Origin of the sequence: Streptomyces sp. NPDC001351 (genome assembly GCF_042896045.1) — a bacterium.
GTDB lineage: Bacteria > Actinomycetota > Actinomycetes > Streptomycetales > Streptomycetaceae > Streptomyces.
Genome location: NZ_JBIAWS010000005.1, coordinates 762,361 through 778,863, shown reverse-complemented (window position 1 = coordinate 778,863; position 16,503 = coordinate 762,361). Strand labels below are relative to the sequence as shown.

16 protein-coding genes are annotated in these 16,503 nt (G+C 69.0%); 6 read left to right on the top strand and 10 right to left on the bottom strand.

Annotated elements, in window-relative coordinates:
- Nucleotides 1-214: 214 nt before the first annotated feature.
- From ACFY1U_RS22280 to ACFY1U_RS22255, 6 genes are all read right to left on the bottom strand, one after another.
- Complete coding sequence (locus tag ACFY1U_RS22280) at nt 215-1,405, bottom strand: hypothetical protein (protein ID WP_390695853.1); 1,191 nt, start codon at nt 1,403-1,405, stop codon at nt 215-217.
- Between the two features lie 185 nt (nt 1,406-1,590).
- The gene (locus tag ACFY1U_RS22275; RefSeq protein ID WP_390695852.1) at nt 1,591-2,478 is read right to left on the bottom strand and encodes an NADP-dependent oxidoreductase; all 888 of its coding nucleotides are present in this window, start codon (nt 2,476-2,478) and stop codon (nt 1,591-1,593) included.
- A gap of 22 nt (nt 2,479-2,500) precedes the next feature.
- Complete coding sequence (locus ACFY1U_RS22270) at nt 2,501-3,559, bottom strand: LLM class flavin-dependent oxidoreductase (RefSeq protein ID WP_390695851.1); 1,059 nt, start codon at nt 3,557-3,559, stop codon at nt 2,501-2,503.
- Between the two features lie 31 nt (nt 3,560-3,590).
- Nucleotides 3,591-4,808, bottom strand: coding sequence for a DUF3500 domain-containing protein (locus ACFY1U_RS22265; protein ID WP_390695850.1), 1,218 nt, complete (start codon nt 4,806-4,808; stop codon nt 3,591-3,593).
- On the bottom strand, nt 4,805-5,665 hold the full coding sequence (locus tag ACFY1U_RS22260; protein ID WP_390695849.1) for a cupin domain-containing protein: 861 nt from the start codon (nt 5,663-5,665) through the stop codon (nt 4,805-4,807). The genes ACFY1U_RS22265 and ACFY1U_RS22260 overlap by 4 nt, the downstream gene beginning before the upstream one ends.
- 45 nt (nt 5,666-5,710) lie before the next feature.
- On the bottom strand, nt 5,711-6,313 hold the full coding sequence (locus tag ACFY1U_RS22255; RefSeq protein ID WP_390695848.1) for a cysteine hydrolase: 603 nt from the start codon (nt 6,311-6,313) through the stop codon (nt 5,711-5,713).
- A gap of 516 nt (nt 6,314-6,829) precedes the next feature.
- Here ACFY1U_RS22255 and ACFY1U_RS22250 point away from each other — a divergent pair.
- Genes ACFY1U_RS22250 through ACFY1U_RS22230 form a run of 5 tightly spaced genes read left to right on the top strand, consistent with a single transcriptional unit; the run spans nt 6,830 to nt 11,885 of the window.
- Nucleotides 6,830-7,372, top strand: a complete 543-nt coding sequence (locus ACFY1U_RS22250) for a flavin reductase family protein (RefSeq protein ID WP_390695847.1) — start codon at nt 6,830-6,832, stop codon at nt 7,370-7,372.
- Nucleotides 7,373-7,428: 56 nt separating this feature from the next.
- A complete protein-coding gene (locus ACFY1U_RS22245; RefSeq protein ID WP_390695846.1) occupies nt 7,429-8,298 on the top strand; it encodes a fumarylacetoacetate hydrolase family protein in 870 nt (289 codons plus the stop codon).
- Nucleotides 8,295-9,938 carry a class I adenylate-forming enzyme family protein gene (locus tag ACFY1U_RS22240; RefSeq protein ID WP_390695845.1) on the top strand — a complete coding sequence of 548 codons (1,644 nt, stop codon included), beginning with the start codon at nt 8,295-8,297 and terminating at the stop codon, nt 9,936-9,938. Before ACFY1U_RS22245 ends, ACFY1U_RS22240 begins: the two co-directional genes overlap by 4 nt.
- A gap of 24 nt (nt 9,939-9,962) precedes the next feature.
- Nucleotides 9,963-11,105: a thiolase family protein gene (locus ACFY1U_RS22235; protein WP_390695844.1), complete on the top strand. Its 1,143-nt coding sequence runs from the start codon at nt 9,963-9,965 to the stop codon at nt 11,103-11,105.
- 45 nt (nt 11,106-11,150) lie between these two features.
- Nucleotides 11,151-11,885: an SDR family NAD(P)-dependent oxidoreductase gene (locus ACFY1U_RS22230; protein WP_390695843.1), complete on the top strand. Its 735-nt coding sequence runs from the start codon at nt 11,151-11,153 to the stop codon at nt 11,883-11,885.
- Here ACFY1U_RS22230 and ACFY1U_RS22225 read toward each other — a convergent pair whose 3' ends face one another.
- A complete protein-coding gene (locus tag ACFY1U_RS22225; RefSeq protein ID WP_390695842.1) occupies nt 11,886-12,602 on the bottom strand; it encodes a GntR family transcriptional regulator in 717 nt (238 codons plus the stop codon).
- A gap of 204 nt (nt 12,603-12,806) precedes the next feature.
- Nucleotides 12,807-13,508 carry a VOC family protein gene (locus ACFY1U_RS22220; RefSeq protein WP_390695841.1) on the bottom strand — a complete coding sequence of 234 codons (702 nt, stop codon included), beginning with the start codon at nt 13,506-13,508 and terminating at the stop codon, nt 12,807-12,809.
- On the opposite strand from ACFY1U_RS22220, the gene ACFY1U_RS22215 reads away from it, so the two are divergent.
- On the top strand, nt 13,489-13,944 hold the full coding sequence (locus ACFY1U_RS22215; RefSeq protein ID WP_390695840.1) for a LysR family substrate-binding domain-containing protein: 456 nt from the start codon (nt 13,489-13,491) through the stop codon (nt 13,942-13,944). The genes ACFY1U_RS22220 and ACFY1U_RS22215 overlap by 20 nt on opposite strands.
- A 226-nt stretch (nt 13,945-14,170) precedes the next feature.
- Here the strand turns inward: ACFY1U_RS22215 and ACFY1U_RS22210 are convergent, their stop codons facing one another.
- Nucleotides 14,171-15,349, bottom strand: a complete 1,179-nt coding sequence (locus ACFY1U_RS22210) for an acyl-CoA dehydrogenase family protein (RefSeq protein ID WP_390695839.1) — start codon at nt 15,347-15,349, stop codon at nt 14,171-14,173.
- A 26-nt stretch (nt 15,350-15,375) separates the two neighbouring features.
- Nucleotides 15,376-16,449, bottom strand: coding sequence for a CaiB/BaiF CoA transferase family protein (locus tag ACFY1U_RS22205; protein WP_390695877.1), 1,074 nt, complete (start codon nt 16,447-16,449; stop codon nt 15,376-15,378).
- Nucleotides 16,450-16,503 lie beyond the last annotated feature (54 nt).

Below are 16,503 nucleotides of genomic sequence, written 5' to 3'. Positions count from 1 at the left end.
CCCCGACCGTATGCCCCCCACCCCCCCTCCCCCCCCCCACCCCCCCCTGCCCAACCCCATCTCCCCCTAAGAAGGGGGGGGGTGCTCACCCACCCCCCCCCCCCCCCCCCACTTCGGTGTCACGCGGCACCAGAAAAGGCGACGCCCGCACGTCGAGTACGGAACGTCGCCAGTCCTGTCACTCATCAAGCCGCCACTTCACGGGCGGGCACGGTCACCGACCGGGAGGCACGACAAGTGCCGGTCCCATCCACTGCAGCTCCGGCGGCGCGCCGATGAGTTCATGACCGATGTCCGCCAGCTGACTGCGGCTGATCACCGCGTGCTGGCAACCGGCGAGGGCGTTGCGGATGACGCGCTGAAGCGTTCCGGCGCGCAGTGCGGTGCCTCCGCCCTTGTTGAACGCCCACAGGGCGAGATCCCGGCAGATGTCGTGCATGTGCACGCTGGCGCCGGCGAGCAGACCGGTCTGCCGACGGCTGAGGGGCTCCCCACCTGCCACCGAGGCGTCCACCTCGGCGAAGACTTCGGCCCCGAATGCGCGAGCGGAGCGGTAGGCCAGTTCGAAGTCCGCGTACTCGGTGCGGAAGACCGGGTTGTCCGCGAGCCGGGTCGCTCCGGGCTTGGGCTCACGGCTCGCGAAGGCGGCGATCTCGTCGAGGAGTCGACGGGTGGTGCCGGACGCCCACGTCTGGCGCCCGAGATGAACCAGTGCCAGCAAACCGGCGGCGGTGTCGGGAAGCAGCGGGACCGCGTGGTGATCCGGAACGAAGTAGTCGTCCACGGTGAAGTCGACGGAGCCGGTGCCGCGGAGCCCGATCGTGTCCCAGTTGCCCCGAAGGGTGGTCTCCGAGGCCGGTACGAGGAACATGAACGGAGGGCCGGGGACGGGCTGGTCGCCGTCGAAGAGCAGCGAGTTGCAGAGCACATAGTCCGCGTTCGGAAGCCCGCTGCAGTACGAGTAGGACGCGGTGAGCCGGTAGCCGCCCTCGACCCGGACGGCGCGTCCGGCGGGGTAGGCGGTCGCGGAGAAGTTCGGCACCCCGTCGGCCAGGAGTGCCTTCTCGACGGCTTTGTCGAGGAACGCCGTGAGGTAGCCGACGCCCGCGAAGATTCCTCCTGTCCAGCTGATCGACCCGTCGATGTAGGCGAAGCGTTCGAGGACCTCGGCCGAGTCGCTGGGCGTCAACGCCAAGCCCCCCAGGTCCTTGCTCACATACATCCAGCCGAGGCCGCTGTCTCGCAGCAACTCCATCGTGCGATCGGTGAGCTTGCCCGCTTCGTCACACGCCGGGCCTTCGACTTCGAGCTCGTCGGCAATCGCGTCCAGGGCGGCGAGCAGCCCGTCGCGGGCGGCTGCGGAGTCTGCGCCTGCCGCAGCGGGCAGGTCTGAAGTGGTGGTCATGGGAACCTCGATCTGTGAAGACGGCTCTGTCAAGGCGAGGACCGCGAGAACGGTCCTCCTGTGTCCGGTTCGGCCGAACCTTTCTGTGATGCGATCTGAAACACGCGCCCGGCCGGTGTCCCGGGCGCGAATTCCCGGCCGGGCGGAAGATCCGCCCGGCCATCAAGCGTGCGGAGGACCAGGCGTTACGAGGGCAGCAGTACCAACCGCCCCCGCACCCCGCCCTCCGCGAACCGGGCGTGCGCCTTGGCCGCGTCCTCCAGGGCATAGGTCCCGGCCACCCGCGGGGTCAGCGCCCCCTCGTCCGCGAGCCGGACCAGCTCGGTCAGGCTCGCCCCGTCGGCGTTCACCTCGATGCCGTGGATCCGCACGCCACGCTCCGCCGGCGGCAGCAGGTGCGGCAGGAGGCCGACGTAGGCGCCGCCGTCCCGCACCCAGGCGAGGGCCTGCTCACCGAGGATCGCCGCGTCGAGGACGCCGTCGACGCTCTTCGGCTCCCCGCTCGTGACATGCGCCGCCCCGAGCGACCGTACGAACTCCTCGTCGCTTTCCCGTGCCTGGCCCGTCACCACGAGCCCGCGGCGGACGGCGAGCTGCACGGCGTACGCGCCGACCGCGCCCGCGGCGCCGGTCACCAGGAGGGACTGGCCCTCCGTCAACTCCAGGAGGTCCAGGGCCTGGAGCGCGGTCAGCGTGTTCAGCGGCAGAGTCGCGGCGTGCGCCGAGTCCACCGTCGTGGGCGCCTTGGCGACGGCGTCCGCGGGGACGACGACGTATTCGGCATGGGTGCCCAGCGTCTTGACCAGGCCGAAGAAGAGCGCCACTACGCTGTCGCCGACCTTCCAGTCGCTCTGCTCACCGACCGCGTCGATCGTCCCGGCGACGTCCCAGCCGAGCCCTATCTGCTTGCCCTCTCCCCCGTAGGCCCCGGACCGCGCCGCGACATCGCACGGGTTCAGCGCGGCCGCGGCCACCTTGATCCGCACCTCCCCCGCCGCCGGCTCGGGCAGCTCGGTGTCCACGATCTCCACGACCTCGGGTCCACCAAAGCTGTTCACTACTGCAGCACGCATGACATGTCTCCTCATTCATTGATCATTTGTCAGAAGCGGCGGTGTCTGTGGGGTGCTGCCAGGCCCGGAGTTCGGGCATGACGTGTTCGGCGAACAGGTCCATGGAGCGGCGCACCGCGGCCGTTTCCATGAACACCTGGCGGAAGGACAGGGCGAGGTTCGTGTTACGTGCCGACCGGACCCGCCGGAGCAGCGACTCGGCCACCTGGTCGGGCGTGCCGACGTGGTACGGGATCGGCGAGTCGGCGGCCCAGTCGCGCAGTTGGCCGGGTTCGGGCACGTCGAGTCTGCCGCCGGTGAACTCAAGCCCGACCCACTCATGGCCGGCGAGGAAGGTGAGCCAGTGGTGGACTCCGCGGGCGGCCTCGGCCCACGCCCGGTCCTCGTCGTCGGCGACGTGCACCATGGACAGGAACCCTGACCCGTGGTCGGCGGGGTCGTACCCGTGGGCGCGCAGCTCGCTGTCGAACAGCTCCATGAGCTGCGGACCGAACGCGGAAGCGCCGGCGACGTTCAGCCCTCGGCGCGCGACACGCTTCACTCCCACGGGACCACTGGCGGCGACCCAGACCGGCAGCCTCTCCTGCAGCGGCTTGGTGGTCATCCGCACGCCGGGGAAGGTGAAGTACTTGCCGTCATGGCTGAACTCGTCCTCAGTGAAACACTTGAGGATGACGTCCAGCCCTTCGAAGAGCCGCCCGAAACGCTCGGCGGCATCGACGTCGTAGGAGCGGAACTCCTCGTAGAACGACCCGGCGCCCACAGTGAGTTCGAACCGGCCCCCGGAGAGGATGTCGAGCACCGCGGCGTCCTCGGCGACCCGGAGCGGATGGTGGTAGGGCAGCACGGTCACATGGGTGCCGATCCGGATCCTGCTGGTCCGTTGCGCGACGGCGGCCAGTACCGGGAACAGTCCGGGCGTCGCCTGGTCCCAGGCGAAGTGGTGTTCGCCGGCCCAGGCGTGGGTGAATCCGAGCTGTTCGGCGTGGACGACGTCGTCGATGTGGTCCTGGTAGACCTGCTGCAGGCTGCGCTGTTCCTCGGGGTGACGGCGGATGTTGAACAGGAAACCGACGTCCATGGCGGTTCTCCTTCTGGTACGCGTTGCTCCGTCACGTGTGCGGGTGCTGGTGCTCGTAGTGCTGACGCAGCAGGTCCTTGCCGTAGTCGCCGCCGTTGGGGGTGCGCACGATGGTGTGCACGTGGTACGGCTCGGGTTCGTCGTTGTCGAGGAAGATGCCGGCGTGGTTGTCGTACTCGATCAGTACGACCGGACTGTGCACCCGGTAGTAGAAGGGCGCGCCGGCGTCCCACGTCCCGATCCACCCCAGGTGGGTGTCGTCGAGGAAGCGCTCGATCTGGTTGCGGCGGTGCGCGCGAGGCTCTCGGGGCAGGTTCTCCAGGTAGGGGTCGGTGAGGGACAGCAGCAGCTCTCGCTGGCCCGGTGTCAGCCGGTCGCCCTCCAGCCCTACGTAGGGGAGCACCCGGTTGTCCCGGCCCGCTGCCGCGCGGTGGCGGCCGTCGACGATGCCGGACAGTTCGGGGGGAAGGTCCGCGGACAGCACCGAGCCGTACAGCAGGGCCCGGTCGCGCTGCGCCGCGCTCAGGGACTCCATGAACTCCCGGGCGCGCTCACGGTGGTCGGCGAACACGGACTCACCGCCGAACTCCACGCCGAGGAAGGTCGGCGTGAGCACCAACTGGCCGCCGATGAAGACCGCATGAAGGTCGATGTGGTGACCCGCCAGCTGCCAGCCCCACGGCTGCTGGAGCGACGGCTCGCCGAACACGGTGAACCGGTAGCAGTACTCGGTGAGGGTGTCCGGATACTTGCCGACGAACTTGCCCAGTTCGGCGTTGAGCCGCATCGCCTCGCGCAGTAGCCCGTAGCCTTCGGGGCTGACGGTGGCCTCGATCACCGACAGCGCCGCCTCACGCGCGGGGCCGGGCAACTCCTGCAACAGCAGGCCGTGTTCAGGGAAGGTCAGAAACGCGTTGGACCACAGCCGCCATTCGGTGGCGTCGATCGGCAGCGAGCCGAGCGCCTGTTGCGCCGACGTGAGCAGGCCCAGATATCCCAGCGCCTTCTGCACCGCCTGCTCGGTCGGGGCACCCTCGTCGGCCAGGGTGAAGAGGTCGGTCAGGGGCTTCCCGTCGGTCGTGATCCCCACGAAGGGATCGCCGGCGGTCTCCCCCACCGGCGGCAGCTCCGCGCCCGCGACGAGCTTCATGATCGCCGCCACTCCGGCGTCGTCGGAGAAGTCCACCGCGCCCCGCTTCAGCGCCAGGCGCTCCGGGCGCGGCCGGTATCCACCGTGCAGTTCGGTCATGGCCGCCCCGCTCCGATCTCCCCGAAGACGGACTGCGGACCGGAGACATCGTCGCCGTTGGCGCTGAAGTCCACACCGCTGTCCCAGGGCTTCACCGGCTCCGGCGCGGGCGAGAGAACCGAGATGTGCTTCTCCGTCACCGTGCCCGCGTTGTACTGCCGGTGCGGCACGCCGGCGGGGAGCACCACCAGCGTGCGGGGGCCGACGACATGCTTCTCCAGAGCGACCTCGACGGTCAGCTCCCCCTCCAGCACCAGGTAGTACTGGTCGAAGGCGTGGATGTGGGTGCCCGGCCCGGCCCCGCCGGGAGCGACTTCCATGTAGTTGACGACGGTGTGCCGCGCGCCGGTCACGGGGCCGGCCAGAGGGACCACCTTGAGACCCGGCATCGGCTCGTCCAGGGCGTCGGGATCGACTCGCCGGGTGTAACCGGGGTGGTCGGTGCTGTCGGCGGCCGGTACGTCGTCGGGAGAGTCCACCATGTACGCCAGCTGGGCCATCGGCCCGGGAGCGGGGATGAGCATCTCGAAGTGGGTCTCGGCGCCCGGCCCGTCGTTCCAGTTGCGGTGCGCCAGGCCCGCCGGGATGAACACGAGGGTGCCGGCGGTGATGTGCTGGACCTCGTGCCCCAGCTGGACGTTCATGGTCCCCTCGACCAGGTAGTACAGCTGGTCGACGTGGTGGTAGTGCAGGCCGGGGCCGCAACCGCCTTCCTCGATGTGGCTGTTGATCAGGATCGCGCTCTCCAGATGGGAGAGGAACTGTGCGCGGTAGCCGGGGAACCCGGTGTCGATGGCCCGGTCCGGGTCGAAGGGGCGGATGTACTGCATGCGGGTCGGCGGTGTGATGGACGGCATCGGCCTTCTCCTGCGTCTCGGTGGGGGTGTCGTGGTGTGCGCGGCTCAGCGGGAGAAGGCGGCCACGACGTCGTCGGTGGTGACGATCTCGCCCAGCAGCGTGAAGGTGTCCAGGGCGGCCTGATGTGCCTCGTCGTTGGCCGCCGAGCACGCGTCGGAGACGATGAGGGTGCGGTAGCCGTGGTTGACCGCCTCGCGGGCGGTGCCCTGGACGACGTGATCGGTGGCGACCCCGGAGAAGACGACGGTGTCGATGCCCTTCCCGCGCAGGATCCCGTCGAGTTCGGTGCCGTGGAAGCCGGTGAGGCGGGTGTGGGTGATGATCAACTCGCCGGGCTCGGGGCTGAGTTCCTCGATGAGTTCCGCGCCGCGCGTTCCGTCGACGAGGGCCTTGCGCTCTTCCACCAGGCCCAGCAGCGGGCAGTTGACGATCAGATCGGCGTAGTCGGGTCGGAAGGCCGTCCGGACGTGGATCACGGAGCCTCCCGCGGCTCGGGCCGCCTGGGTGAGCAGCTCGTTCTTGGCGATGACGCCGTGCCGCTGCACGCCCTCGGCGAAGAACGGCCCGAAGGCCCCCTCGGGTGCCACGATGTCGTACTGCCAGTGAGTGTTGATGACGGCGGTGCGGGCGGTATCGAACTCGGTCATGTGTCCTCCGACCGGCAGGCTCGCGGGCGTCCGGTTGACCGCTGAGCAACCATGTTTCAGATCGCAACACGACATTCCACAACTGTCAATAGAAATGTTTATTTTCAAGTCAGATATGTCTGTGTTACTTTCACGTTGGCTCCCCAAGGGCGTCGCCGGATGGTTCGCGCATGGCCGCGGCACCCGTGGTCCGGCGGCGAGAGCCGATCCCAGGAGGTTGTACAGCGTGGTAATAACCCCCAGCGCCGTCCCTGATGACTTCACCGAGAACTTCGCCGAGACCGACGGCTCCGGTACGCACAGCCCTACCTCTGTGGATCTCCCGCCACTGTGATCAAGCGGTTCAGGGAGCTCCACCAGGCCGAGACCGGCCGGCTGGACCTGAGTTTCAGCGGGCTGGGGCTCCCGCTCGCATTGGGCCGCCGCGACATGGAACTGTCCGCCGCCGAGGTGCTGCCTGCCGTGCGCGCCGTCAGCGACGACACAGTCCCGCCTGACCGGAAAAGGACTCCACCAATGGCATGGACATCACCACCGGCCTCACCGAGCGGCTCCGCCGGGAGTGAGGCAGCCCTGGAAGCCGCCCGTTTCCGCGACGTCCTCTCCGCGGTGCCCACCAGCGTTGTCGTGGTGACCGCCATGGACCGCGGCGAGCCGGTCGGGCTGGCCGTCGGCACCTTCCTCTCGGTGTCGCTGAATCCGCCCCTGGTCGGGTTTCTGCCCGCGGCGACGTCGAGCAGCTTCCCGCGGATACGGCAGGCCGGCGCCTTCTGCGCGAACGTGCTGACCGTGAACCAGCAGCACGTTTCCCAGGCCTTCGCCACCAGCGGCGCCGACAAGTTCGCCGGCCTGACCTGGCGTCCGGCACCGGTCACCGGCTCACCGGTGCTGGAGGGAGTGGCCGCGTGGATCGACTGCCGGATCACGACCCTGCACGAGGCCGGGGACCACTTCATCGTCCTCGGTGAGGTCGCCGACCTCGATGCGGTCCCGGGCGAGACACCGCTGGTGTTCCACCGCCGCCGCTACACGGGCGCCGCCGGGCCGACCGCGGCCTGAACGCCGTGAATTCACACGGCGCGGATGCGCGCCGGAACCCATGAGGAGAAGCACCGATGAAGCTGCTCACATATCGCATCGGCGACAAGGTGTCGTTCGGCGTCCTCGCGGACGACGGTGTCATCGACGGCGTCGAGGTTCTCGGCGGAGAGGCCGCCTCGGTCCGAGAGCTCCTGGAACGCGGGCTCACGGACCGGCTGGAGCGGCTCAGTGCGGGCCGGGCGGCCACCCACTCGCTGGCCGAGATCGAGTACCTCCCGCCGGTCCCGGACCCGGCGAAGATCCTGTGCGTCGGCGTCAACTACGTCGACCACCGTGAGGAGACCGGGCACGTCGACAAGCCCGAACACCCCACCGTCTTCAGCCGGTTCGCCGACACCCAGGTCGGTCACGAACAGCCCGTCGTCCATCCGCCGAACACGAGGCAGCTGGACTACGAGGGAGAGGTCGCGATCGTCATCGGCCGCCATGTGTCCGTGATCGAGACGGACGCCGACGCACGGGCGGCGATCGCGGGACTGGCGTGCTACAACGACCTGAGCGTACGGGACTGGCAGTTGCACAACAGCCAGTGGCTGCCCGGCAAGAACTTCCGCGGCGTCGGTTCCTTCGGTCCCCACCTGGTCACGCTGGACGAGTTCGACGACCTCGGATCGGTACGGCTCACCACCCGGGTCAACGGCGAGCTGCTGCAGGACGCCACGCTGGATCAGCTCGTCTTCGATTTCACGGCGATTCTGGGGTACATCACCGGGTTCACCTCCCTGGCCCCCGGCGACGTGATCGCCACCGGAACGCCCGGCGGTATCGGACTGGCCGCGAATCCGCCGCGTTTCCTCGTGCCCGGTGACGTGACCGAGATCGAGGTGTCGGGCGTCGGGGTCCTCCGGAACGACATCGTGGCGGCACCGGAGGGCGTGCGGTGAACGCGCGTCCCTGGTTGAACACGTACCCGGGTGATCTCCCGAGGCAGATCACCCCCGAGTCCGAGTCGATGCTCGAACTGTTCGCGACCACCGTGTCCAAGTTCCCCGACAGAACCGCGATCGCCTATTTCGACGGCGCCGTGTCCTTCCGGGACCTCGACCAGCGCTCGGACGCCCTGGCGGTCGCCCTGACGGAGGGCGGCTTCGCCACCGGCGACCGGATCGCGCTCTACACCCAGAACAACCCGGCGTTCGTGGTCGGCCTCCTCGCGGCCTGGAAGGCCGGTGGTATCGCGGTTCTCATCAACCCCATGAACAAGGCGCGCGAACTGTCCTACCTGCTCAGGGACTCCGGCGCGACGGCCCTGCTGAGCCTTGACGATCTGTACGTGTCGGTTGCCCGTGAGGTGCTCGACGGCGAACAGACCGAAGTTCGGCAGGTCTTCGTGGCCTCCGCACGCGACGACCAGAAGCGCGACGACGAGCGCGTCATCCCCGTCGCGGAGCAGCCGGCGGTCTCCGGGGCCGTCCGGCTGACGGACGTGTTCGCCCGGCACGGTGACCGCAAGCCGGCACCGGTCAGCGTGACCGCCGGGCAGGCGGCGGTCCTGACGTACACCTCCGGCACCACCGGTGTGCCGAAGGGGGCGATCAACACACACGGCGGCCTGGCGTTCAACACCCACACCTACCGCGAGTGGATGAAGCTGAGCCAGGACGACGTCGTCCTCGGTATCGCTCCGCTGTTCCACATCACCGGGCTCGTCGGGCACGTCTGCGTCTCGCTGGTGGTCGGCTCGAAACTCGTGCTCGCGCACCGTTTCGACGGCGGGGTCGTCCTGGACGCGATCCGCGAACACCGGCCGACGTTCACCGTCGGCGCCATCACCGCCTTCAACCATCTCTCCGGACTCCCCGGGGCGGCCAAGGAAGACTTCGCGTCGCTGCGGGCGGTCTACTCCGGCGGCGCACCGATCGCACCTCAGCTGCGCGACAAGATCCGGGCCCGCACCGGGATGGACATCCACAACATCTACGGGATGACCGAGACCACCTCGCCGACACACGCCGTGCCCCTGGGGATGTCGGCGCCCGTCGATCCCGACACGGGCGCCCTGTCGATCGGCGTGCCCGTCTTCAACACGTCCGTGCGTGTCATCGACGACAACGGCACGGAGCTGCTGCCGGGAGAGACCGGCGAACTCGTCGTCTCCGGTCCGCAGATCACCCCCGGCTACTGGAACAAGCCGGCCGAGACGGCGGAGAAGCTCGTCGACGGCGAGCTCCACACCGGTGACATAGGCCTGATGGACGAAGACGGCTGGTTCTACCTGGTCGGCCGGAAGAGCGACATGATCATCGCCTCCGGCTACAAGGTGTGGCCCCGGGAGGTGGAGGACGTCCTCCTCGGCCACCCCGCCGTCCGCGAGGCCGCCGTGATCGGCACCCCCCACGAATACCGCGGCCAGACGGTCAAGGCGTTCGTGTCCCTCCAGCCCGGCCGGACGACCAGTCCGGACGCCCTCATCTCGTTCTGCAAGGAGCGGTTGGCGGCGTACAAGTACCCCCGTGTCGTCGAGATCGTCGGCGACCTGCCCAGGAGCCCGGCCGGCAAGATCCTGCGGCGCGAGCTGCGGTGAGGACCGAGAAGGAATGAGCAGATCATGAACGACGCCGTCATCGTCGCCGCCGTGCGCACCCCCGTCGGGAAGCGCGGCGGTGCGCTGTCGTCCATCCACCCGGCCGACCTGTCCGCCCATGTCCTCGAGGCCCTCGCCGAACGCACGGGAATCCACCCGGGGCTCGTCGACGACGTCGTGTGGGGATGTGTCAGCCAGGTCGGGGAGCAGACCTTCGACATCGCCCGCACCGCGGTGCTGTCAGCGGGCTGGCCCGAGTCCGTACCGGGGACCACGGTCGACCGTCAGTGCGGCTCCTCGCAGCAGGCCGTGCACTTCGGAGCCGCAGGACTCATAGCCGGCTACTACAACGTGGTCGTCGTCGGCGGCGTGGAGAACATGTCCCGGGTTCCCATGGGGTCCGCGGCGGCAACCGGCAACCCGCTGGGCGAGCGCTATGTCAAGCGGTACGGCCCGGAGTTCCCCAACCAGGGGATCGGCGCCGAGATGATCGCCGACGCGTGGGGGCTGTCCCGCACCCAGCTCGACGAGTTCGCGCTGACCTCGCACGAGCGCGCGGCCACCGCCACGGATGCCGGACTGTTCACCACGGAGATCGAACCCATCACGGCGGCCGACACAATCGTGACGACGGACGAGGGCATACGACGCGGCGGGACCCTCGACAAACTGAGCACCCTCCGCCCGGCGTTCCGCGAAGACGGCCGCGTCACCGCCGCCAACTCCTCGCAGATCTCGGACGGTGCGGCCGCGTTGCTGATGACGACGAGCGAGGCGGCGGCCGCTCTGGGTCTGACACCTCTCGCCCGCGTCCACACGGCGGTCGTCACCGGTTCCGCACCGATGCCGATGCTGACCGGCCCGATCCCGGCGACGCACAAGGTGCTGGCCAAGTCCGGAGTCGGCCTGGACGAGATCGGCGTCTTCGAGGTCAACGAGGCCTTCGCGTCGGTGGTGCTCGCATGGGCGGCGGAGTTCGAGGTGGACATGGCCCGGGTCAACCCTCGCGGCGGTGCCATCGCACTCGGCCATCCCCTGGGCGGATCGGGGGCCCGGCTGATGACCACCATGCTCCACCACATGCGCGCCGAGAACATCCGGTACGGCCTGCAGACGATGTGCGAGGGCGGAGGACAGGCCAACGCGACGCTCATCGAACTTCTCTGACCGCACGAACCCTGAAGCCCCCTCTTTTCCAGGAGAGAACTCCCGATGAATCTGTCCTTCGACTTCACCGGCCAGTCCGTGATCGTGACCGGCGGTGCGCGCGGTATCGGTCTCGAACTCGGCCGGTTCTTCGCCAACTCCGGTGCCGACGTCTTCCTCATCGACTACGACGGCGAGGAGGTCCGCAAGGCCGCGGCCGAGGTCGGAGCACGGGCCATCTCCGGTGACGTCAGCAGTACCGAGGACATCGACCGGGCCGTCGAGCAGGTCATCGCCGAGACCGGCCGGATCGACGTCATCGTCAACAACGCCGGAATCCTGCGCGACAAGGTCCTGTGGAAGCTCACGGACGACGACTGGGAGAGCGTCCTGGCCATCCACGCCGGCGGTACCTTCCGGCTGACCCGCGCCTGCGTTCCGCACTTCCGCGCCCGGGGCTACGGCCGCGTCGTCAACGTCACCTCCTACACCGGTCTGCACGGCAACACCGGTCAGGCGAACTACGCCACCGCCAAGGCGGGCATCATCGGATTCACCAGGACCGCGGCCAAGGAACTGGCCCGCTTCGGAGTCACCGTCAACGCGATCTCCCCCAACGCGGAGACCCGGATGGTCGCCTCCATCCCGGAGGACAAGAAGGCCGAACTCGCGGCCGGCATCCCGCTGGGCAGATTCGGCGAGGCTTCCGAGATGTGCGCCGCGGTGGGCTTCCTCGCCTCCCGCGAAGCGGGATACGTCACCGGCGTCGTACTGCCTGTCGACGGCGGGATCTCGATCTGATCAGGAGGCGCGTTCGATGTGCAGGGGCACCGACCGGATGGACTCCGCGCCCTGAAGAATCCGGTAGATCTCCGTCGCACCAACGTGAATCACTTTGAGGACCGCCTCCCGTGCACGTTTCTCGTCGCGGGCCGCCAAAGCGTCGAAGAAGGCGCTGCGCCAGCGGACGTGAGTGCGGTCCAAGAAATTGTCATGCAGCAGTCCGAACCTGAAAACTCGTTCCACATGCGTCGCCAAGGGAAGCGTCATTTCCGTCATTACCGGATTTCCGCAAATCTGGACGAGGTAACGGATCGGCGCTGCCTTCATCATGTCAGGATTGAGTGCGGACGCGGGACGGCCGCCCGGTGCCGTCGTCGTCACCAATTCGGCGGCCGTGGCGATCTGCTCGTCAGTGGCGTTGCGGATGATCAGCACCACCAGCGACGGGGCGGTCAACTCGAAGGCTTCGAGGATGTCCTGGACGCTCTGCAGCGTCATCGGCGTGACCTGCCAGCCCTTGCGCTTCACCGGGCGGGCGAACCCGTCCGCCTCCAGGCGCTGCAGCGCCTGCATCGTCGGCGTCCGACCCAGGCCGAGCGACTCCGACAGCTCGGACGCCTTGATCCATGTCCCCGGCGCCAGTTCGCAGCTGACGATGGCCTCGCGGAGCGTCTCATAGGCCTTGTCGCTCATCGACTGCGCCTTGCTCTGCCTGCCGTCCCCATTCATCGTCATAGCTGTATTATAAACGAAGAACCGTGTGTACCGGACGGCTCCGTAGCCGACTTTTCGGCACTGTAATTCGTTCGAACTATTCAGCTTGTTCCCGCCGACCACACTGTGATCTCGCTCCGCGTTTCCACGTGGCACTACCGGCATCTCCGGCGAAGTGGCGAGGATATGGCACGGTCGGCCGGGAACAGCCGCATTGCCGGGAGGTCAGCCGAGCCCGTCGGCCCCCACCTGTACGGCGGACTCGTCCAGCACGGAGCTGCTCACCGGCTGCTGCCGACCGTCGAGGTCGAGGACCGGCGTCGCCTCCTTGTACCAGGACTCGATGACCGCGTTGCCCCAGAAGTCACGGCGGCGGTCGTCGTGGACGTTCCACCGGTACGTCTCGTGGTCGGGGTCACCGGTGTAGTAGTCGGAGGTGTAGATCTCCACCCGGTGGCCGTCGGGATCGCGCAGGTAGACGTAGAAGGCGTTGGAGACACCGTGCCGGCCGGGCCCGCGCTCGATGTGCTTCTCCTCGTGCAGCGCGCCGAAGATGTCGGCGGTGCGCAGCACTTGGTGGGACTCGTGGGTGGCCACCCCGAGGTGGTGCAGGCGGGGGCCCGCGCCACCGGTGAAGGCCACGTCGTGGACGGTCTGCTTGCGGTACATCCAGGCGGCGTACAGCTCGTGCTCGTCGCCCTCGATGGTCTCCGAGCAGCCGAAGCCGAGGGACTTGTAGTGGGCGTAGGCGGCGGGGATGTCGGGGGTGCAGATGTTGAAGTGGTCGAGGCGGGCGATCTGGGCGCCGCGGTGGAGGTCGTAACGCTGGATGAGGCGCTCACCACGCTCGATCTCGTGGAAGAAGCCGAGCGGGTCGACGACGCGTACGGCGTCCCCGACGCCGACCGTGCCCTCGCCCTTCTTCAACCGCCTGACGGGGCGGCCGAGTTCGGCGAAGAACTTGCGCAGGGACCGGCTGGTGGTGGCCGTACCGGTCGAGCACTCCCTCGCGCGCCGGAAACGCCTGCGCGTCACGGACCTCGCCGGCGCCGACCTGATCGTGCACTCCGCCGACCGCCGCTCCGTGATGTACGACGTCGTACTGGGCCTCCTGCGGGACGCCGGTGTCGAGCCGCACATTCGCCACGAGGTCGGCGAGACCTCTACGCTCGTCACGCTCGTGGCCGGCGCCCTCGGCGTAGCCGTCGTGCCCGAACCGGTGACCGCGCTGACGCTCGACGGTGTCACCTACGTGCCACTGACCGGGGCCGACGCCCGCGTGGAACTGGCCGTCGCCCACCGCACCGACCGCTCCGAGCCGCACCTGGCCCGTACCGTGGGAATCATCCAGGCGATGTTCTGAGACGGTCGGCGGCGCCGGACAAGGCCCCTCGCTCGGCGCGACAACCCTGCCCACGAGTCCCGCTCACGCCGTGACGTGGGCTGTCCGCTCAGCGCCCGCGACGGGGGGTGCGAAGGCTGGGGCAGGTCGTCCCGCCGGACGGCGTCGAGCCAGTCCGGCAGGCGCTCGCCATGAAGCTCGACGGGCACGGGAAGCCGGGACACACCTTCCTGACGGGGTGGGGGCATCAGCGGAACGCCGCGTGGCCGGTGAGGGCCTGCCCGATGACCAGGGTGTGCATCTCACTGGTGCCCTCGTAGGTCAGGACGGACTCCAGGTTGTTGGCATGGCGGAGCGGCGCGTACTCCACGGAGATGCCGTTCGCGCCAAGGACCGTACGGCATTCCCGCGCGATCGCGAGCGCCTCGCGGACGTTGTTGAGCTTGCCGAAGCTGATCTGTTCGGGGCGGATGCGGCCCTGGTCCTTCAGCCGGCCCAGGTGGACGGCGAGCAGGGCGGCGCTGCCCAGCGAGACGCTCATGTCGGCGAGCTTCTTCTGGGTGAGCTGGAAGGCGCTGATCAGGCGGCCGAACTGGACGCGCGAGTCGGCGTACTCGATGGCCGCCTGGAGCGAGTCGCGGGCCGCGCCGACCGCGCCGAACAGGATGCCGAAGCGGGCCTCGTTCAGGCAGGACAGCGGTCCGCGCAGGCCCTCCGCGTGCGGCAGCCGCGCCGCGGCGGGCAGCCGTACGTTGTCGAAGTACAACTCCGAGGTGACGGAGGCGCGCAGTGACATCTTCTGCTTGATGTCCTGGGTGGTGAAGCCGGGCGCGCCGCGCGGCACGAGGAAGCCGCGGATGCCGTCCTCGGTCTGCGCCCAGACGGTGGCCACGTCGGCGATGCCACCGTTGGTGATCCACATCTTGGAACCGTTGAGGATCCAGTCGCCGCCGTCGCGCACGGCCCGGGTGCGCATCCCGGCGGGGTTGCTGCCGAAGTCGGGCTCGGTCAGGCCGAAGCAGCCGATCGCCTCACCGGCCGCGAGCCGGGGCAGCCACTCCTGCTTCTGCTCTTCGGAGCCCCACTTCCAGATCGAGTACATCGACAGCGAGCCCTGCACGGAGACGAAGCTGCGGAGGCCGGAGTCCGCCGCCTCCAGCTCCAGGCAGGCGAGGCCATAGCTGACCGCGTTGGTGCCGGCGCAGCCGTAGCCTTCGAGGTGCATGCCGAGGACGCCCAACTTGCCGAGTTCCGGGGCGAGTTCGCAGGCGAAGTAGGCGTTCTCGAACCACTCGCCGATGTGCGGGCGGACCCGGTCGGCGAGGAACCTGGCGACGGTGGCCTGGATCTCGCGTTCCTCCTCGGTGAGGATGGAGGCGAGGTCGATCAGGTCGAGGGGGTCCTTCATCGGCTTGGCGCCGCTCATCGTGTACTCCAGGGGGTGAGTGTCGGTCAGGAGTCCAGCCAGTCCGCGATCTCGCCGGTGTGCTCGCCCAGCCGGGGTGGGCGGCGGGTATAGCGGGGCGGGGTGCGGGACAGGGAGATCGGGTTGGCGACGAGATCCATGGGAGATCCGTCGTCGTCGGTGACCGCGGCCCGAGGCGCGAGGCCGAGGCGTTCGGCGAGGTCGAACGCCTGGGCGAGGTCGTTGACCGGGCCGCAGGGCACGCCCAGGGGCGTGAGGTGCTCGAACCATTCGGCCGCCGTTCGGGTAGCGAGCAACTCGCCCAGCTTCTGGGCGAGTTCGTCGACATGTGTGACCCGTTCGGGGTTGGTGGCGAAGCGCGGGTCGTCGGCGAGGTCCGGCGCGCCGAGGCCCCGGCACAGGGCGGTGAACTGGCGGTCGTTGCCGACGGCGACGACCAGCGGCCGGTCCTTGGCCTGGTAGACCTCGTAGGGCGCGATGGAGGGGTGCCGGTTGCCCAGGATGCCCGGTACCCGGCCGGCCAGGGTGTATCCGGCGGCCTGGTTGACCAGGCTCGACAGCAGGGTGGAGAGCAGGTCGATCTCGATGTGCTGTCCCTCGCCGGTCGCGTCGCGGTGGCGCAGCGCGGCGAGCACACCTGTCGCCGCGTGCAGGCCGGTGAGCACGTCGACGAGGGCCACGCCGGTCTTCACGGGCTGTCCGGGGGCGGGGCCGGTGACGCTCATCAGCCCGCCGACGGCCTGGATCAGCAGGTCGTAGCCGGGCAGGGCGGCCCCCGGTCCGGCACCGAAGCCGGTGATCGAGCAGTACACGATGCCCGGGTTGCCGGAGCTGACCTGGTCGTAGCCGAGCCCGTGTCGGCGCATGGTGCCGGGCCGGAAGTTCTCGAAGAGCACGTCGGCGCGGCGCGCCAGTTCGCTCGCGCGCCGGTGGTCCCTCTCGTCGCGCAGGTCGAGCGCGAGGGAGCGCTTGTTGCGGTTGACGGAAAGGAAGTAGGTGGCCTCGCCGTGGGCGTGGGGCGGGCCCCAGGCCCGGGTGTCGTCCCCGGCGGCGGGGTGCTCGACCTTGATGACATCGGCGCCGAGGTCGGCGAGGAGCATGGTGGCGTACGGCGCGGCGAGCACGCGGCCGAAATCGGCGACGAGCACGCCGCT

Coding starts and splice junctions, on each gene's coding strand:
- ACFY1U_RS22265 (WP_390695850.1), bottom strand. CDS start 4,808: ATGACCGAACTGCACGGTGGATACCGGCCGCGCCCGGAGCGCCTGGCG.
- ACFY1U_RS22270 (WP_390695851.1), bottom strand. CDS start 3,559: ATGGACGTCGGTTTCCTGTTCAACATCCGCCGTCACCCCGAGGAACAG.
- ACFY1U_RS22250 (WP_390695847.1), top strand. CDS start 6,830: ATGGCATGGACATCACCACCGGCCTCACCGAGCGGCTCCGCCGGGAGT.
- ACFY1U_RS22280 (WP_390695853.1), bottom strand. CDS start 1,405: ATGACCACCACTTCAGACCTGCCCGCTGCGGCAGGCGCAGACTCCGCA.
- ACFY1U_RS22225 (WP_390695842.1), bottom strand. CDS start 12,602: ATGACGATGAATGGGGACGGCAGGCAGAGCAAGGCGCAGTCGATGAGC.
- ACFY1U_RS22210 (WP_390695839.1), bottom strand. CDS start 15,349: ATGAGCGGCGCCAAGCCGATGAAGGACCCCCTCGACCTGATCGACCTC.
- ACFY1U_RS22230 (WP_390695843.1), top strand. CDS start 11,151: ATGAATCTGTCCTTCGACTTCACCGGCCAGTCCGTGATCGTGACCGGC.
- ACFY1U_RS22260 (WP_390695849.1), bottom strand. CDS start 5,665: ATGCCGTCCATCACACCGCCGACCCGCATGCAGTACATCCGCCCCTTC.
- ACFY1U_RS22255 (WP_390695848.1), bottom strand. CDS start 6,313: ATGACCGAGTTCGATACCGCCCGCACCGCCGTCATCAACACTCACTGG.
- ACFY1U_RS22205 (WP_390695877.1), bottom strand. CDS start 16,449: ATGCTCCTCGCCGACCTCGGCGCCGATGTCATCAAGGTCGAGCACCCC.
- ACFY1U_RS22245 (WP_390695846.1), top strand. CDS start 7,429: ATGAAGCTGCTCACATATCGCATCGGCGACAAGGTGTCGTTCGGCGTC.
- ACFY1U_RS22275 (WP_390695852.1), bottom strand. CDS start 2,478: ATGCGTGCTGCAGTAGTGAACAGCTTTGGTGGACCCGAGGTCGTGGAG.
- ACFY1U_RS22235 (WP_390695844.1), top strand. CDS start 9,963: ATGAACGACGCCGTCATCGTCGCCGCCGTGCGCACCCCCGTCGGGAAG.